The 15682-nt window shown below is 73.4% G+C and carries 13 protein-coding genes; 2 read left to right on the top strand and 11 right to left on the bottom strand.

Annotation, left to right across the window (positions count from 1 at the left end; all coding sequences use genetic code 11):
• Positions 1-259: 259 nt before the first annotated feature.
• Positions 260-1672, bottom strand: a complete 1413-nt coding sequence (gene glnA / locus IE332_RS10250; protein WP_189915240.1) for a type I glutamate--ammonia ligase — start codon at positions 1670-1672, stop codon at positions 260-262.
• Between the two features lie 287 nt (positions 1673-1959).
• On the opposite strand from glnA, the gene IE332_RS10245 reads away from it, so the two are divergent.
• Positions 1960-2427, top strand: a complete 468-nt coding sequence (locus tag IE332_RS10245; protein ID WP_189915238.1) for an RDD family protein — start codon at positions 1960-1962, stop codon at positions 2425-2427.
• A gap of 161 nt (positions 2428-2588) precedes the next feature.
• On the opposite strand, the gene IE332_RS10240 is transcribed toward IE332_RS10245, so the two are convergent.
• The 7 genes from IE332_RS10240 to IE332_RS10210 all read right to left on the bottom strand — a co-directional run bounded on the left by IE332_RS10240 (position 2589) and on the right by IE332_RS10210 (position 10193).
• Entirely contained in the window at positions 2589-3278 is a 690-nt protein-coding gene (locus tag IE332_RS10240) for a DUF4191 domain-containing protein (RefSeq protein WP_189915237.1), read from the bottom strand.
• Positions 3279-3456: 178 nt separating this feature from the next.
• Positions 3457-3657, bottom strand: a complete 201-nt coding sequence (locus IE332_RS10235; RefSeq protein ID WP_189915235.1) for a hypothetical protein — start codon at positions 3655-3657, stop codon at positions 3457-3459.
• A 222-nt stretch (positions 3658-3879) separates the two neighbouring features.
• Positions 3880-4833 carry a lipoyl synthase gene (lipA, locus tag IE332_RS10230; RefSeq protein ID WP_189915233.1) on the bottom strand — a complete coding sequence of 318 codons (954 nt, stop codon included), beginning with the start codon at positions 4831-4833 and terminating at the stop codon, positions 3880-3882.
• A 189-nt stretch (positions 4834-5022) separates the two neighbouring features.
• Positions 5023-5820 carry a lipoyl(octanoyl) transferase LipB gene (gene lipB / locus IE332_RS10225; protein ID WP_189915231.1) on the bottom strand — a complete coding sequence of 266 codons (798 nt, stop codon included), beginning with the start codon at positions 5818-5820 and terminating at the stop codon, positions 5023-5025.
• A gap of 146 nt (positions 5821-5966) precedes the next feature.
• On the bottom strand, positions 5967-7886 hold the full coding sequence (locus IE332_RS10220) for a helix-turn-helix domain-containing protein (RefSeq protein WP_189915229.1): 1920 nt from the start codon (positions 7884-7886) through the stop codon (positions 5967-5969).
• 55 nt (positions 7887-7941) lie between these two features.
• Positions 7942-9330, bottom strand: a complete 1389-nt coding sequence (locus IE332_RS10215; protein ID WP_189915228.1) for an MFS transporter — start codon at positions 9328-9330, stop codon at positions 7942-7944.
• Positions 9331-9431: 101 nt separating this feature from the next.
• A complete protein-coding gene (locus IE332_RS10210; RefSeq protein WP_189915225.1) occupies positions 9432-10193 on the bottom strand; it encodes a 3-hydroxybutyrate dehydrogenase in 762 nt (253 codons plus the stop codon).
• A 309-nt stretch (positions 10194-10502) separates the two neighbouring features.
• Between IE332_RS10210 and IE332_RS10205 the strand changes: the two genes are divergently transcribed.
• Positions 10503-12392 (top strand): NsdA family TPR-like regulatory protein, encoded by a 1890-nt coding sequence (locus IE332_RS10205; RefSeq protein ID WP_229928485.1) that lies wholly within the window; start codon positions 10503-10505, stop codon positions 12390-12392.
• A gap of 67 nt (positions 12393-12459) precedes the next feature.
• On the opposite strand, the gene IE332_RS10200 is transcribed toward IE332_RS10205, so the two are convergent.
• From IE332_RS10200 to IE332_RS10195, 3 genes are all read right to left on the bottom strand, one after another.
• The gene (locus tag IE332_RS10200) at positions 12460-13689 is read right to left on the bottom strand and encodes a cation:proton antiporter (protein WP_189915223.1); all 1230 of its coding nucleotides are present in this window, start codon (positions 13687-13689) and stop codon (positions 12460-12462) included.
• Positions 13686-13820 (bottom strand): hypothetical protein, encoded by a 135-nt coding sequence (locus tag IE332_RS41850; RefSeq protein ID WP_268256551.1) that lies wholly within the window; start codon positions 13818-13820, stop codon positions 13686-13688. The genes IE332_RS10200 and IE332_RS41850 overlap by 4 nt, the downstream gene beginning before the upstream one ends.
• 136 nt (positions 13821-13956) lie before the next feature.
• Positions 13957-15288, bottom strand: a complete 1332-nt coding sequence (locus tag IE332_RS10195; RefSeq protein WP_229928484.1) for an NAD(P)/FAD-dependent oxidoreductase — start codon at positions 15286-15288, stop codon at positions 13957-13959.
• Positions 15289-15682: the final 394 nt, after the last annotated feature.

Below are 15682 nucleotides of genomic sequence, written 5' to 3'. Positions count from 1 at the left end.
AGATCGAACCCGTTGAGTCGGGAGTCCCGAGTGATGGCTACTGAGAGTAGCGAGATGGCGTACTGCCCAGTGCTGGCAAGGGCAAGAAGGCATCATCGCGAGTTCGATCTACCCCTGCTCATTTCACACTCATTTCACATTGCGAGCCCCAGAGGTACTGCAGCCGACCCCTCTCCATGCGTTTCCGCAGGTCAGGACCCTGCCTGACCTGCGGAAACGATGAGAGATCAAACCGCGTTTCCGCAGGTCAGAGGGGGTCCTATAGGTCGTAGTAGAGCTCGAACTCGTGCGGGTGGGGCCGGAGGGCGATCGGGGCGATCTCGTTGGTGCGCTTGAAGTCGATCCAGGTCTCGATCAGGTCCGGGGTGAACACGTTGCCCGCGAGCAGGTACTCGTGGTCGGCCTCCAGGGCCTCCAGGACGGCCGGGAGGGAGGAGGGCACCTGCGGGACGTTGGCGTGCTCCTCGGGGGCCAGCTCGTAGAGGTCCTTGTCGACCGGCTGCAGCGGCTCGATCTTGTTGCGGATGCCGTCGAGGCCGGCCATCAGCATGGCGGAGAAGGCCAGGTACGGGTTGGAGGACGGGTCCGGTGCGCGGAACTCGATGCGCTTGGCCTTGGCGTTGGAGCCGGTGATCGGGATGCGGATCGCGGCCGAGCGGTTGCGCTGCGAGTAGACCAGGTTGACCGGCGCCTCGAAGCCCGGCACCAGGCGGTGGTAGGAGTTCACCGAGGGGTTGGTGAAGGCCAGCAGCGAGGGGGCGTGCCGCAGCAGGCCGCCGATGTAGTAGCGGGCGGTGTCGGAGAGTCCGGCGTAGCCCTGCTCGTCGTAGAAGAGCGGCGAGCCGTCGGTCCACAGCGACTGGTGGACGTGCATGCCCGAGCCGTTGTCGCCGAAGATCGGCTTCGGCATGAAGGTGGCGGTCTTGCCGTTGCGCCAGGCGACGTTCTTGATGATGTACTTGAACAGCATCAGGTCGTCGGCGGCGTGCAGCAGGGTGTTGAACCGGTAGTTGATCTCCGCCTGGCCGGCCGTGCCGACCTCGTGGTGCTGGCGCTCGACCTCCAGCCCGGCCTTGGCGAGTTCGAGCGACATCTCGGCGCGCAGGTCGGCGAAGTGGTCGACCGGCGGGACGGGGAAGTAGCCGCCCTTGTACTTGACCTTGTAGCCGCGCGCGTCGCCCTCGGCGGCGCCGCTGTTCCAGGCGCCGGCCTCCGAGTCGATGTGGTAGAAGGACGCGTTGGCGCTGGTGTCGAAGCGGACCGAGTCGAAGACGTAGAACTCGGCCTCGGGCCCGAAGAACGCGGTGTCGGCGATGCCGGAGGAGGCGAGGTAGGCCTCGGCCTTCTTGGCGACGTTGCGCGGGTCGCGGCTGTAGGCCTCGCCGGTGACCGGGTCCTGGATGAAGAAGTTGATGTTGAGGTGCTTCTCGGCCCGGAAGGGGTCGAGCCGGGCCGTGGCGAGGTCCGGGACGAGCGCCATGTCGGACTCGTGGATGGCCTGGAAACCGCGGATCGACGAGCCGTCGAACATCAGGATCTCGGACGGATCGAAGGTCGCCGCAGGTACGGAGAAGTGTTGCAGGACGCCCGGCAGGTCACAGAAACGGACGTCGACGAATTTGACGTCGTTGTCCTGGATGAACTGCTTCACTTCGGCGGCGTTGTTGAACATCCATCCTCCTCGGTGTTGCGAATGGGGCTCACCCTAGGAACGGGTCGTTTCCGGTCGGTGACCCTCTCGTTTCCTAGATGTTAACCACCCCCTCCGTCCGGGCGGCAAAGACGTACGGGACGGGGCAAATCACCCCGCCCACCTGGGGCGCCTCCGCCAAGTGGTCTGGACCACTTGGCGGGGCCCTGGGAACGCCCCGCGCCCCGGATTCACCCGGTCGGGGACGACGCCCCGCCCGGAGGGGTGCCGGTGACGGTGTGCGCCGTCAGCCCGGTTAGTGTGGATTCGTGGACACCAGAGAAGCGTTGGGATCGTGGATCGACGGCCCCAGGGCGGCCGCCGAGAAGATGGGCGCCGACTTCGGCTACCGCGGCGAGCGCCTCGGACTGCCCAAGGAGGGCCCCGGCTCGATGGCCGGCCCCGGCCGCCGGATCGGCGCCCTGTTCGTCGACGGCTGGCTCGTCGCGCTGGTCTCGTACGGGCTGATCGCCCGCGGTGACCAGGCCGAGGCCAACCTGTGGACCAGCCCGCTGTTCTTCCTCGTCGCGGCCCTGCTGCTCTCCACGACCGGCACCACGGTGGGCAAGCGGCTGTTCGGCCTCCGGGTGATCCGCCTGGACGGCGGCCGCGCGACCATCCCGCAGGTCCTGCTGCGCACCCTGCTGCTCTGCCTGGTGGTGCCCCCGCTGGTCTGGGACCGCGACACCCGCGGCCTGCACGACAAGGCGGTCGGCACCGTCGAGGTCCGGATCTGAAAGCCGGACGGGCCGCGGATCGAAAGCTGACCGGGTCACGGATCTGAGTCCGGGCCCCGGGACTGCCGGCCGAAACGGCCCCCGGAACCGCCGGCTGAACGTCGGAACGGCCCCGCTGCGGAGTTTCCGCGGCGGGGCCGTTCTGTGTGGACGGGGGAGGGTCAGCGAACCTGGCCGCCCTTGGGCATCCGGGCGCCCTTGGGCATCGGGCCCTTGGGGATCGGTGCCTTGGAGAGCAGGTCGCCCAGCGCGCGCAGGCGGTCGTTGGTCTCGGTGACCTGGGCGGCGGTGATGGCACGGGGCAGGCGCATCAGGTGGATCTGCAGCTTCTTCAGCGGGACCTCGCCCTCGCCGGTGCCCACCACGATGTCGTGCACCGGCACGTCGCCGACGACCCGGGCCATCTTCTTCTTCTCGGAGGCCAGCAGCTGGCGCACCCGGTTCGGGTTGCCTTCGCCGATCAGTGCGATGCCGGCCCGGCCCACCGCGCGGTAGACCGCGTCCTGGTTGCGGGTGACCGCGACCGGGGTGGTGTTAGAGCTCCAGCCGCGCCGGATGTTGTTCAGCACCGCGGCCACAGCGCCCGGCTGCCCCTCCATCTGTCCGAACGCGGCGCGCTCGGCCCGGCGCCCGAAGACGATCGCCATGGCCAGCACGGCCACGATGAAGCCCAGGATGCCCAGGTAGACAGGGTGGTCGATCGCGAAGCCGATGGCGAGGAACACGCCGAAGGTCAGCAGGCCGACGCCGGCGATGATCAGGCCGATCTTGGTGTCGACCTTCTTGGTCATGGTGTACGCCAGACGGATCTGCTTCAGCCGTCCGGGGTTCTCGGATGTTTCCCTCGCCATAACGCTCATGGTACGTGGCACCGGTGCGGGATATCCAAGCCCGGGTACCCGTTCGCCCGAACCGTGACCCGTGTGCCCGTACGCTGTCGCGCACAGCGACGTCGTGGACCCGCCCCGGTACGGAGGGTGGTGCCGCGGTCGCTGCCGCCGCACCGGCGCGAGTCGGCCGGTGCCGCCTTCACCGGTGGAGGGCCCGGCCCCCCGCCGTCCCCGTCGTCTCGGCCGTCGCCACCGCGTCGTGCCGGCGGTCCGCCGCGTACCGGCGGTCCTCGCAGACCGCCGCCCAGGCGTTGCGGCGCGCGTGCTGCTGGCCGGGCGCGAGCAGGACGCTCTCGGCGAACCGCAGCGCCGCCCCCACCGACCGGATCCGCATCCCCATGCCGAACAGCTCCTCTCGTGGCTGAGAAGAATCGAACACCCACTGGGCGTCCATCGTCCCCACCTCGTGTTACCAGCCCGTGACCAGGCAGTCAAAGCGTGGTGAAACCAGAAGGGCGGAGCCGCGGCTCCGCCCTTCCAATGGCTCAATCCGTGCCGTCCGACCCGCTCGATCCGTCCGACCCGGCTGCACGGGCCGCCTGGGCCGCCCCGGTCGCGACCGTCAGACCGACGCCTGCTCGCGCCGCTCCAGCGCCTGCCGGTACAGCCGGCCGGCCCGGTACGAGGAGCGCACCAGCGGGCCCGACATGACGCCGGCGAAGCCCAGCTCCTCGGCCTCCTGCTGGAGCTCGACGAACTCGTGCGGCTTCACCCAGCGCTCCACCGGGTGGTGGCGCAGCGAGGGGCGCAGGTACTGGGTGATGGTGATGAGCTCGCAGCCGGCGCCGACCAGGTCGGCGAGCGCCTGGCTGACCTCCTCGCGGGTCTCGCCCATGCCCAGGATCAGGTTGGACTTGGTGACCAGCCCGGCCGCGCGGGCCTGGGTGATGACGTCCAGCGAGCGCTCGTAGCGGAACGCCGGGCGGATCCGCTTGAAGATGCGCGGCACCGTCTCGACGTTGTGCGCGAGCACCTCGGGGCGGGAGGAGAAGACCTCGGCCAGCTGCTCCGGCACCGCGTTGAAGTCGGGGATGAGCAGCTCGACGCCGGTACGGCCGGTGGCGCGGTCGGCGGTCATCGCGTGCACCTGGCGCACGGTCTCGGCGTACAGCCAGGCGCCGCCGTCCTCCAGGTCGTCGCGGGCGACGCCGGTGATGGTGGCGTAGTTGAGGTCCATGGTGACGATGGACTCGGCGACCCGGCGGGGCTCGTCGCGGTCGAACTCGGCGGGCTTGCCGGTGTCGATCTGGCAGAAGTCGCAGCGGCGGGTGCACTGGTCACCGCCGATGAGGAAGGTCGCCTCGCGGTCCTCCCAGCACTCGAAGATGTTGGGGCAGCCGGCCTCCTGGCAGACCGTGTGCAGCCCCTCCTTCTTCACCAGCGACTGGAGGGCGTTGTACTCCGGGCCCATCTTCGCGCGGGTCTTGATCCACTCGGGCTTCCGCTCGATGGGGGTCTCGCTGTTGCGGACCTCCAGGCGGAGCAGCTTCCTGCCGTCGGGCGCGACAGCGGACACGTGCGACTCCTAGAACTAGACGGGGTACCCCCAGGGTACGCCTGTGGTTGTACGGGCTTCGCCGGGCCTACCGCCCTGCAATCGCAGGGCAACACGGCTACCGGTCAGTAGATTCCCAGTGGTTCGGGGGCACTGCGGCGGAGTACAGGCCGGCCCGGCGGCCGGAGGCCCCCGGACCAGCTGCCCGGATCAGCGGCTGAGCGCCGGTTCGGGCAGCTCGGCGAAGAGCTCCGCCAGGTGCCGCTCGACCACCGGCGCCGCCTCGGCGACCGGCAGCCCGCGCTTCAGCTCGCCGGTGAGCGAGGCCACACCGGCGTCCCGGATCCCGCACGGCACGATCTTGTCGAACCAGGTCATGTCCGGGTCGCAGTTGAGCGCGAAGCCGTGCATCGTCACCCCGCGGGCGACCCGCACGCCGATCGCGGCGAGCTTGCGGTCGTCGCCGCGCTGCCCGGCGTTGGAGGGCGCGTACTCGGGGCCGGCCAGCCGCGGGTCGATACCCAGCGGCAGGCCCATCCGCAGGGTCAGCTTGCCGATGTCCACCACCTGGGCCGGGTCGACCACGGCGTCCGGGATGGACTCGCCCAGCACCCAGACGCCGCTGCGGCCCTCGACCCGGGCGGTGTCGATGCCGAAGTGGCCGGCGGTGCGGATCAGCGCCTCCTCCAGCCGGCGGACGTAGGCGATGACGTCGATCGGGTCCGGCAGCTTGACGATCGGGTAGCCGACCAGCTGGCCGGGGCCGTGCCAGGTGATCTCGCCGCCCCGGTTGACCTCGACCACCGGGGTGCCGTCCAGCGGCAGGTCGGCGGGGTTGGTGCGCTTGCCCATGGTGTACACGGACTGGTGCTCCAGGAGCAGGACGGTGTCGGGGATCTCGTCCGCGACCCGCAGCGCGTGCAGCCGCTGCTGCTCCTGCCACGCCTCCTGGTAGGGCACGGTGCGCTCACCTATGCCCAGGTGAACAAAACGCACGTTCTCGCTCATGCGCCCGCCCCGCTCCGCTCGGCAGTCACGTCGCGAGACGCGCTGCCCTTGATCGTCCGCTCGCTCCGCTCGTTCACCGCTTGCCGCTCCTTGCCAGGTGTTCGAGACCAACCTCGCCACTGTACGCCCCGGCCCGGTGGAGTCCCTCAGCCGCCCGCGAGCAGCTGGAGGCGCAGCGCGAGCTGGAGCTCCAGCGACCGCTCGGGGTGGTTCCAGTCCCGTCCGAGCAGCGCCTCGACCCGGTCCAGCCGCTGCACCACCGTGTTCACGTGGACGTGCAGTTCGTCCTTGGCCCGGGTGAGGCTGCCGCCGCAGTCGAAGTAGGCGCGCAGGGTGCGGACCAGTTCGGTGCCGCGCCGGGCGTCGTAGGCGAGCAGCGGGCCGAGGGCGGCGCCGACGAAGCCGTCCACGTCGTGGCCGTCGCCGAGCAGCACCCCGAGGAAGCCGAGCGAGCGGGCCGAGGCGCCCTCCCCGGCGCGGCCGAGCACCCGCAGGGCCCGGACGCAGCGCAGGCCCTCGGCGTACGAGGTGGCCAGCGCGGCCGGGCCGGCGGACGGGCGGCCGGCGCCGACGGTGACCGGGAACCCGGCCAGCCGGGCCAGCCGCTCGGCGGCCTGCCGGGCGGTCTCCTCGGGGTCCTCGGCCGCGGCCGCCTCGGCGGGCACCAGCAGCACCACCGCCTCGCCGTGTTCGGCGCTGACGCCCCGGGAGCCGAACAGGTACCGGCGGGCGGCGCCGGCCAGCCGTCCCCGGTCGGGTCCGGCCGGCCCGTCCGGCTCGGCGGGCTCCGCGACCAGGACCAGGTGCGGCCGGGCGAGGTCGACGCCGAGCCGGCGGCCGCGTGCCGTGAGCCCGGCCGGGTCGCGGTCGGGCGCGCTGAGCAGGTCGGTGAGCAGCTCGCCGCGGACCCGGTTCTCGGTCTCGGCGACCGAGCGGCGCAGCAGCAGGAGCAGCGCGGTCACCACGCCGGCCCGCTCGAACAGCCGCCGGTCGGCGTCGTCGAGGTCGGGCCGTCCGCGCAGCACCAGGGTGCCCAGGGTGTCGTGCCCGGCCAGCACCGTGCAGACCCACAGCTCGCCGTGGCGCACCGACCGGCCCTCGGTGCGGGAGGCGGTGACGGCCCCGGCCAGCTCGGCGGCGGGGGCGGACCGTCCGGCCAGCGGCTCGCCCTCGGCGTCGAGGACCGCTATGTCCCCGTCCAGCAGCGCCGCGACGGCCGCGGCGACGTCCGGCACCTCGGCGCCGCGCAGCACCAGGTCGGTGAGCCGGTCGTGTGCCTGCTCGGCGCGCTGGACGGCGGCGGAGTGGGCCCGCACCAGCTCGTTGGCGGCGTTGAGTTCGGCGAGCGCGGCCCGGGTGTCGGCGAGCGACTTGGCGGTGTCGAGGGCGATCGCGGCGTGCGCGGCCAGCGTGCAGAGCAGCGCGACCTCGTCGGGGGAGAAGGCGCGGGGTGAGCGGTCGGCGGCGAACAGCACCCCGATGACCTGTCCGCCGAGCAGCAGCGGCACCCCGATGATCGCCACCAGGCCCTCGTCGAGCACGCCCGCGTCGATCGTGCCGGTGTGGTGGAAGCGTTCGTCGGTGCGGTAGTCGGGGGTCGCGTACGGGCGGGCGGTCTGGGCGACCAGGCCGCCCAGTCCGTCGCCGAGGCTGAGCCGCAGGGTCTGGAACAGGACGGAGACCGAGCCGTCGGTGACCCGCATGTAGGTGTCGCCGGCGGCTTCGTCCGGCAGGGTCAGGTAGGCGGTGTCGGTGCCGAGCAGCATCCGGGCCCGGCGGACGATCGCCTGGAGCACGGTGTCCAGTTCGCGGGAGGCGGCGAGGTCCCCGGCGGTGTCGAACAGGGCGGTCAACTCGGCCTCACGGCGGCGGTGTTGACGCAGGGTGCGGTGGACCCGCAGGGCCTGCCAGGTGGCGTCGTCGATCTCGGTGAGGACGGTGGCCGACGCCCCGTGGCGGCGGGCGTCGGCCAGTACGTCGGCGAAGTCCTCGGTGGCGGCGCCCGAGACGAGCAGGTCGAGCAGCCGCCGCAGCGCGGGAGCGGCGCTTTCGTGAGGGTGGTTCATGGTGCGTGCCGCCAATCGGCAGTGGGGCGGAAGCGCGATAGTAACGGCTGGGTCGTCAGGCGGTGGCGGGCTTCGCGACCGGGGTGGTATCCGCCTCCGGCGCCTCGGTGTCGGCGACGTCGGCGACGTCCGCGAGGTCCTGGCCCCTGGTCTCCCGCCCGCAGAGCACCGCGAAGACGGTGATCACGGCGGCGCCGGCGACGTACACCGAGATCGGCGTCGCGCTGCCGTAGTCCTTGAGCAGCGCGGTGGCGATCAGCGGCGCCGGGGCGCCGGCCGCGACCGAGGAGAACTGGGCCCCGATCGAGGCGCCCGAGTAGCGCATCCGGGTGGCGAACAGCTCGGAGAAGAAGGCCGCCTGGGGCGCGTACATCGCGCTGTGGAAGACCAGTCCGACGGTCACGGCGAGGACCAGCGAGCCGAACGACCGGGTGTCCACCATCCCGAAGAACACGAACGCCCAGACCCCGACCCCGACCGCGCCCACCAGGTACACCGGCCTGCGCCCGACCCGGTCGGACAGCGCGCCGAACAGCGGGATCAGCGCGAACTGCACGGCGGAGCCGATCAGTACGGCGTTGAGCGCGCTCTGCTTGCCGAAGTGCGCGTGGGTGACGGCGTAGGTCAGCACGAACGTCGTCATGACGTAGTACGAGATGTTCTCCGCCATCCGGGCGCCCATGGCGACCAGCACCTCCCGCCAGTGGTGCTTCAACACGCTGACCAGCGGCGGCTGTTCGACGGTCTCCCGGGCCTGCTGCGCCGCCAGCGCGGCCTTGAACAGCGGCGACTCGTCCACCGCGAGCCGGATCCACATCCCGACCGCGACCAGCAGCGCCGACAGCAGGAACGGCACCCGCCAGCCCCAGGACAGGAACTCCGCGTCCGACTGCACTGTGGTCAGCAGCGACAGCGCCCCCGCCGCCAGCAGGTTCCCGGCCGGCGCCCCGCCCTGCGGCCAGGACGCCCAGAAGCCCCGGCGCCGCTGGTCCCCGTGCTCCGACACCAGCAGGACGGCCCCGCCCCACTCGCCGCCGAGCGCGAAGCCCTGCACCAGCCGCAGCGCCGTCAGCAGCACCGGCGCCGCGACCCCGATCGAGTCGTAGGTCGGCAGCAGGCCGATCGCCGTGGTCGACCCGCCCATCAGCAGCAGGCTGACCACCAGCAGCTTCTTCCGCCCCACCCGGTCCCCGAAGTGCCCGAACACCAGGGCCCCGAGCGGCCGCGCCGCGAACCCGATCGCGTAGGTGAGGAAGGACAGCAGTGTCCCGGTCAGCGGGTCGCTGTGCGGGAAGAACAGCTTCCCGAACACCAGCGCCGCGGACGTTCCGTACAAGAAGTAGTCGTACCACTCGATGGTCGTGCCGATCAGGCTGGCAGCCACCACTCTCGGGAGTGAACTGCGCGTCGCCGTACCGCTTGCGGGGGAGTCGGGGGAGTCCATGTGCCACCACTTCCAGGGCCGAGGGGGAGTCGATGCCGCCACGAGGCGGGGGTCCACGAGGCGGGGATCCGCGCGGCGGAGGCCCGCGCGGGAGGAGCGGGTCAGTGCGCCGTCCAGCCGCCGTCGACCGGGAGGCTGGCGCCGGTGATGTACGAGGCGGTGGGGGAGCAGAGCCAGAGGGCGAGCTGGGCGATCTCGTCGGGTTCGATGAGGCGCTTCACGGCGGTGCGGTCGAGCATGATCCGCTCGACCACCTCGTCCTCGCGGATGCCGTGGGCGAGCGCCTGGGCGGCGATCTGCTTCTCCACCAGGGGGGTGCGGACGTAGCCGGGGTTGATGCAGTTGCTGGTGACGCCGTACGGCGCGCCCTCCAGGGCGACCGTCTTGCTCAGGCCCTCCAGGGCGTGCTTCGCGGTGACGTACGCGGACTTGAAGGCGCTGGCCCGCAGGCCGTGGACGGAGGAGACGTTGACGATCCGTCCCCACTCCCGCTCGTACATGTGCGGCAGGGTCCGGCGCAGGATGCGGAACGGGGCCTCGACCATGACGCGCTGGATGAGCGTGAAGCGGTCCGGCGGGAACTCGTGGACCGGCGCGACGTGCTGGAGCCCGGCGTTGTTGACCACGATGTCGGCGTCGTCCGGCAGGGCGTCCACGGCCTCGGGGTCGGCGAGGTCGGTGACCAGCGCGCGCCCGCCGATCCGCTCGGCGAGCTCCTCGGCCGGACCGGCCGCGAGGTCGACGACGTAGACCCGGGCGCCGGCCCCGGCGAGGGCCTCGGCACAGGCCCGGCCGATGCCCGAGGCGGCTCCGGTGACCAGAGCCGTGCGGCCGTCGAGCGGGCGGGCTGTAGTGGTGTCCATGGCCGAGAACGGTAGGAATCCGGCGGTCCGGCTCCCATGTGGTGGGCCACCACAGCATCCCGCCGGGCTGTGGCGGCAACCACTACGACCCTCGATCGACGGTTCGACCGCGGAAGGCCAAACCCATGGTGACCGCGCTTCCCCACAATGGGCGCGGTTGCTTCACCCGTTCGGAGGATTGCTCGGTCAGATCCACCCATAGCGCCCGAATGCTCGCTACATTCACGCCGATTCCCGACAGGGGGCGCCGCCCCAGGCCGCCGAAGTGCTGGTAGAGCCCGGTGCGACGTCCGAGAGGTGTTGACAGACATGCCCCAACGGCCTGCAACCGACAGCCCGGCGTACGGACCGCTCGACCCGCTCGGCCAGCACCGAGGTCCGGTCGGCCGGACCCTTCCGGACGCCCCCGACGCCCTGGCTCCCGACGCCCTGACCGGCGACACGCTGACCGCCGACGATCCGACCGCCGACGCACTGCGGCTGCCCGCGCAGGCCACACCCGACCGGCACGAGACCCCCGGCGCCCCCGCACCCGGGCGCAGCGGCGGCCACTCCGGCCCGGCCCCGCAGAACGGCCAGCTCGCCGCACTGATCGAGGAGGCCGGCTTCTCGCACGCGGGGCTGGCCCGCCGGGTCGACCAGCTCGGCCTGGAGCACGGCCTCGACCTGCGCTACGACAAGACCTCGGTCACCCGCTGGCTGCGCGGCCAGCAGCCCCGCGGCGCCACCCCGGCCCTGATCGCCGAGGTCTTCACCCGGCGCCTCGGCCGCCGCCTCACCGCCCAGGACCTCGGCCTGGACGCCTGCGCCCCGGTCTACGCCGGCCTGGAGTTCGCCGAGACCCCGCAGGAAGCGGTGGACATCGTGGCGAGCATGTGGCGCAAGGACAACGGCCCGCAGTCCGAGCTGCGCCGGATCGCCTTCACCCCGGCCGGCCTGGTCGTCCCCAGCCGGGACTGGCTGATCGGCCGCACCGACGAGCGGGTCGCCCGGGACGGCTCCACCCTGGCCCGTCCGGACACCGCCACCGGCCCGCCGCCGCCCGGTACGGCCGCCGCCACCGGCGCGCCCGGGCAGGGCACGCCCGGCGCGTCCGCCACGAGCCCGGCGCGTGGACCGGTCGGCGGCGCCCCCGGCCTGCACGGCGGCCCCGGCGCGCCCACCGCGCGGAGCACGGCCGGGACGACCGGCACCGCTCCCACCATCGGCCGGGTGCCCACCCAGAGCCGCCGCCCGCCGGTCGCGGTCGAGCCGCCGTACTCCGACCCGGCCCGCGAGTCCCGTCCCGCGCTGCGGGTCGGCCGCGGCGACATCGCCGCCATCCGCGCCGTCGGCGACCTCTTCCGGGCGCTCGACCACGCCTACGGCGGCGGCCACGCCCGCCAGGCGCTGGTCCGCTACCTGGAGAGCGAGGCCGAGCCGATGCTGCGCGGCCGCTACGGCGAGCAGATCGGCCGGGCCCTGTTCGGCGCCGTCGCCGACCTGACCAGGCTGGCCGGCTGGACGTCCTTCGACATCGCCGCGCACGGCCTCGCCCAGCGCTACTTCGTCCAGGCGCTGCGGCTCTCCCAGGCCGCCGGGGACCGCGCGCTCGGCGGCTACGTCCTGGTGACGATGAGCCAGCAGGCCGTCCACCTCGGCCACGGCCGGGAGGCGGTCCAGCTCGCCCGGGTCGCCCAGCAGGGCGTGGGCACCGCGGTCCCGCCGGTGGTCCAGTCGCTGATGCACGCCGCCGAGGCCCGCGGGCACGGCCTGCTGGGCGACGTCCGCTCCTGCACCACCGCCCTGGTGCGCGCCGAGCGGGCCCTGGCGGCCTCCCGGACGGGCGACGAACTGCCCGCCTGGGCGCGGTACTTCGACGAGGCGCAGCTCTCCGACGAGTTCGCCCACTGCTACCGCGACCTGCAGCAGTGGCGCACCGCCGCCCAGCACGCCGAGAAGTCGCTGCGGCTGCGCTCGCCCGCCTACGCCCGCAGCCGGATCTTCTGCCGGCTGGTGCTGGCCACCGCCCGGCTCGGCATGGGGGACCTCGACGAGGCCTGCACCATGGCCACCGACGCCCTGCGGGCGGCGGGCGAGATGCGCTCGGCGCGCTCGCTGGAGTACGTCCGGGACTTCCACCGCCGCCTCACCCCCTACCGCGGCAGCCCGGTGGCCCGCGCCTTCGAGGAGACGGCCCGGCAGGCGGGGGTGATCTGACCGGCCCGGCGCACGGGGGAGCCCGGGTCCGGCCGGCTCCCCGGCGGCCGCGCGTCCCGCCGGGGCCCTACCAGCTCTCGGCCCGGACCCTCGGCCGCTCCTGCCCGTCCCCCGCCTCCGGCCGCGCACCGCCGCGCACCCGTTGCGCGGCCAGCGGGAACACCAGCACCGACAGCATCCCGGCGCCGACCAGCGCCGCCGCCGTCGAGGAGGGCAGGTGCCCGGCGTCCACCTCGATCGTGGTGATCACCACGACCAGCGGCAGCGCCGTCGCCCCGTACAGGGTGAGCGCCGCGCGGTCGCGCCGGCCGAGCCCGGCCGGGGCGAGCAGTCCGGCCGGCAGTCCGCGCACCACCAGGAACAGCAGCAGGAACACCGGGACGAGCAGCAGCGTGCCCGGGTCGTCCAGCAGCGCGTCCAGGTCGAAGTTCATCCCGCTGACCACGAAGAAGACCGGCACCAGGAAGCCGAAGCCGATGGCCTCCAGCTTGGCCTCGATCACCTCCTCCTCGGCCCGCCGGATGTCGGAGAGCAGCAGCCGGGAGACGATCCCGGAGGTGAAGGCGCCGAGCAGCATGTCGAGGTCGAGCCAGAGGGCGGCGGCGACCATGGCGGCCAGCACCAGGATCACCGCGCGGATCGCGAACTGCCCGGAGGTGCGCAGGGTCCGCTCGATGAGCCGGGTGCTCCAGGCCGGGCGGGGGCGGCGGGCGCCGAGCACGGCGACGGCGGTGATCACCGCGAAGGCGCCGAGGATGACCGCCGTCCGGGCGGGGGAGTTGCCGCTGAGCAGCACGGCGATCGCGATGATCGGCGCGAACTCGCCGACCGCCCCGGTGGCCATCACCAGCGAGCCGAACGGGGTCGGCAGTTCCCCGGAGTCGCGCAGGATCGGCAGGATCGTGCCGAGGGCGGTGGTGGTGAGCACCAGCCCGGCGAAGGCGCCGTCCAGCGGATCGGGGTTGACCAGCGCGCCCACACCGAGGGCGACGACCAGCGAGAACAGCCACGCGGCGCCCGCCCGTTTCAGCGGGCCGCCGCGCAGCTTGCCGAAGTCGATCTCGTACCCGGCCAGGAACATCAGCATGGCCAGGCCGAACTGGGAGAGCGCGTCGACCAGTTCGTCGACGTTCGCCCAGCCCAGGACGTCCGGGCCGATCAGCACTCCGAGCACGATCTCGACCACGACGGTCGGTACGGCGATCCACCGCAGCAACCGGTCGGCGACCAGCGGCGCGGCCACGGCCGCGGCGGGGATCAGGAGCAGGTTCAGCGGTTGCGCGGCGACGGTGCTCACCGCTCCGCCGGCCGGACGGTCGGATCGGCCGCACCGCGCGGATCGGTCGTACCGCGCGGATCGGTCGTACCGCGCGGATCGGTCGTACCACTCGGATCGGTCATACCCGGCAGATCGGTCAGGTCGGTCACAGCGGCATCCTGGCACGCCGTCGGTCTGTCACCCCGGCAGACCGCTGGCGTGTCCGGACACCGCGGAGGAGCGCCAAACCGCGCCGAACCGCGCCGAACCGCACCGCCCGGTGCGCCGCCGCCGACGGCGCGGTGCTCAGGCCGCCGCCTCCGCCTCCCGGGCGCCGGCCGGCACCCCGAGGTCGCGCAGCACCGCCCGGGCCGCCCGCCGCCCGGAGACCAGTGCGCCCTGCGCGGTGCTGGTGTCCCGGTGGTCCCCGGCGACGTACAGCCCGGCCAGCAGGCGCACCGGGCGCCGGGTGTTGTGCGGCGGCGGCATGGCGGGCAGCGCGTCCGGGACGTGCCGCACGCTGAGGAACTGCCAGTCCGTCGTCGAGGTGCCGTAGAGCTCGGTGAGCCTGGCCCGGACGGCGGGCTCCAGCCCGGCCGGGCCGCCCGGGTCGAAGGCGCGCCGCCCGAGCACGGTGGTGGCGACCAGTGCCTGGCCGGCCGGGGCGTAGGACGGGTGCAGCTCGCTGAGCACCAGCGAGTGCGAGACCAGCGGCGGGTGCCCGTTCGGCCGGTCGCCGTCGAGCAGCAGGACGGCCTCGCCCACCGGGGCCCGGTCGGCCGCGTGGTAGAAGGTCGTGACGGGGTGGAAGTCCGGCAGCCGCAGTCCGGGCAGCAGCTCGGCGGCGGAGCGGGCGTCGGTGGCGACGACGACGGCCTGGGCGCCTATCCGCCCGTGCTCGCGGGTCTCCACGCCGTCCGCCGCGACCGAGGTGACCTGCACCCCGGTGCGGACGGTGCCGACGGGCAGGGCGGCGGCCAGCTGGGCCGGCACCGCCGCGATCCCGCCGGCGGGCAGACAGAGCCGTCCGCGGGCGTACGAGCGCAGCACCAGGTCGGCGACCCGGCTGCTGGTGCCGAGCGCCGGATCGCCGAGCAGGGCGCTGAGCAGCGGGCGCAGGAAGCCGTCGACCGTGCGCGGGGCGAGGCCGTGGCCGGTCAGCGCGCGGGCGGCGGTGGTCTCCGGCCGGGCCTGGAGCCGCCCGACCGGGGTGGCGGCGAGCCGGCCGAGCCAGCTGGCCAGCCGGGCCTTGTCCAGTGGGCTGCCCAGCGGGGCGCGGGTGGCGGCCTGCCGGGCGGCGGTGAGCTGCGGGTCCCCGGCGCGGTACCGGCGGCCGCCGCTGTGCACGAGCACGCCGGGCGCGAGCGGGCGCAGGTCGAGGCGGTCGAGGTCGAGCGCGCGGCGCAGCTCGGGGAAGGCGGTGTTCAGCAGGTGGCCGCCGTCGTCGAGCCGGAATCCGTCCAGCTCGCGGGTGGTCATGCGGCCGCCGATCCGGTCGCCGCTCTCCAGGACCTGAACGGCGAGGCCGTGGCCGGTGAGCGCGCGGGCCGCGATCAGGCCCGCGAGTCCGGCGCCGACCACGATGACGTCCGGGTCGGACGGCCGGCGGGCACGGCGGGTGAAGTCGTACGTGGGCACGGGCGTGCTCCCTCCCTGGTCCCGGGGCTCCGGCCGACGCAGGCAGCGGGGTGCCGGGACACGGTCCGAGGAGGGTGATGCCCAGTCAGTGTGAGCATCAGACAAGCGCATCGAGCCGGATTCGAAGGCCGGTCGTGGTTGTGCGGCACCGGGCAGGGGCGCGGTCACGGACAGTGCGCCCTGGTGGCCGGGTTCGGGGGTCGGCGGGCGCGCACGGTCACCGGGGGCGTGCGACGCGCCCGCCGTGTGCTCCCGTGCGCCCCCTGCCGGAGCCCCGTCCGGCCCCCGCCCGGCATATGCCCTTGGCCAGGGCGGATGCCGTAGCCGGAGGTACGCACGACACCCGGCACGCGTACGTCACGGCACCGCCGCGAGCACCGCCGTCCCACGGCAC

Origin of the sequence: Kitasatospora xanthocidica (genome assembly GCF_014656195.1) — a bacterium.
GTDB classification, from domain to species: domain Bacteria; phylum Actinomycetota; class Actinomycetes; order Streptomycetales; family Streptomycetaceae; genus Kitasatospora; species Kitasatospora xanthocidica.
This window is presented reverse-complemented; position numbering and strand designations above follow the sequence as displayed.

Excerpts from the sequence above, each read along its gene's own strand:
- IE332_RS10240 (WP_189915237.1), bottom strand. The coding sequence starts at position 3,278 with ATGGCGAGGGAAACATCCGAGAACCCCGGACGGCTGAAGCAGATCCGT.
- IE332_RS10205 (WP_229928485.1), top strand. The coding sequence starts at position 10,503 with ATGCCCCAACGGCCTGCAACCGACAGCCCGGCGTACGGACCGCTCGAC.
- IE332_RS10235 (WP_189915235.1), bottom strand. The coding sequence starts at position 3,657 with ATGGGGATGCGGATCCGGTCGGTGGGGGCGGCGCTGCGGTTCGCCGAG.
- glnA (WP_189915240.1), bottom strand. The coding sequence starts at position 1,672 with ATGTTCAACAACGCCGCCGAAGTGAAGCAGTTCATCCAGGACAACGAC.
- IE332_RS10215 (WP_189915228.1), bottom strand. The coding sequence starts at position 9,330 with ATGGACTCCCCCGACTCCCCCGCAAGCGGTACGGCGACGCGCAGTTCA.
- IE332_RS10210 (WP_189915225.1), bottom strand. The coding sequence starts at position 10,193 with ATGGACACCACTACAGCCCGCCCGCTCGACGGCCGCACGGCTCTGGTC.
- lipB (WP_189915231.1), bottom strand. The coding sequence starts at position 5,820 with ATGAGCGAGAACGTGCGTTTTGTTCACCTGGGCATAGGTGAGCGCACC.
- IE332_RS10220 (WP_189915229.1), bottom strand. The coding sequence starts at position 7,886 with ATGAACCACCCTCACGAAAGCGCCGCTCCCGCGCTGCGGCGGCTGCTC.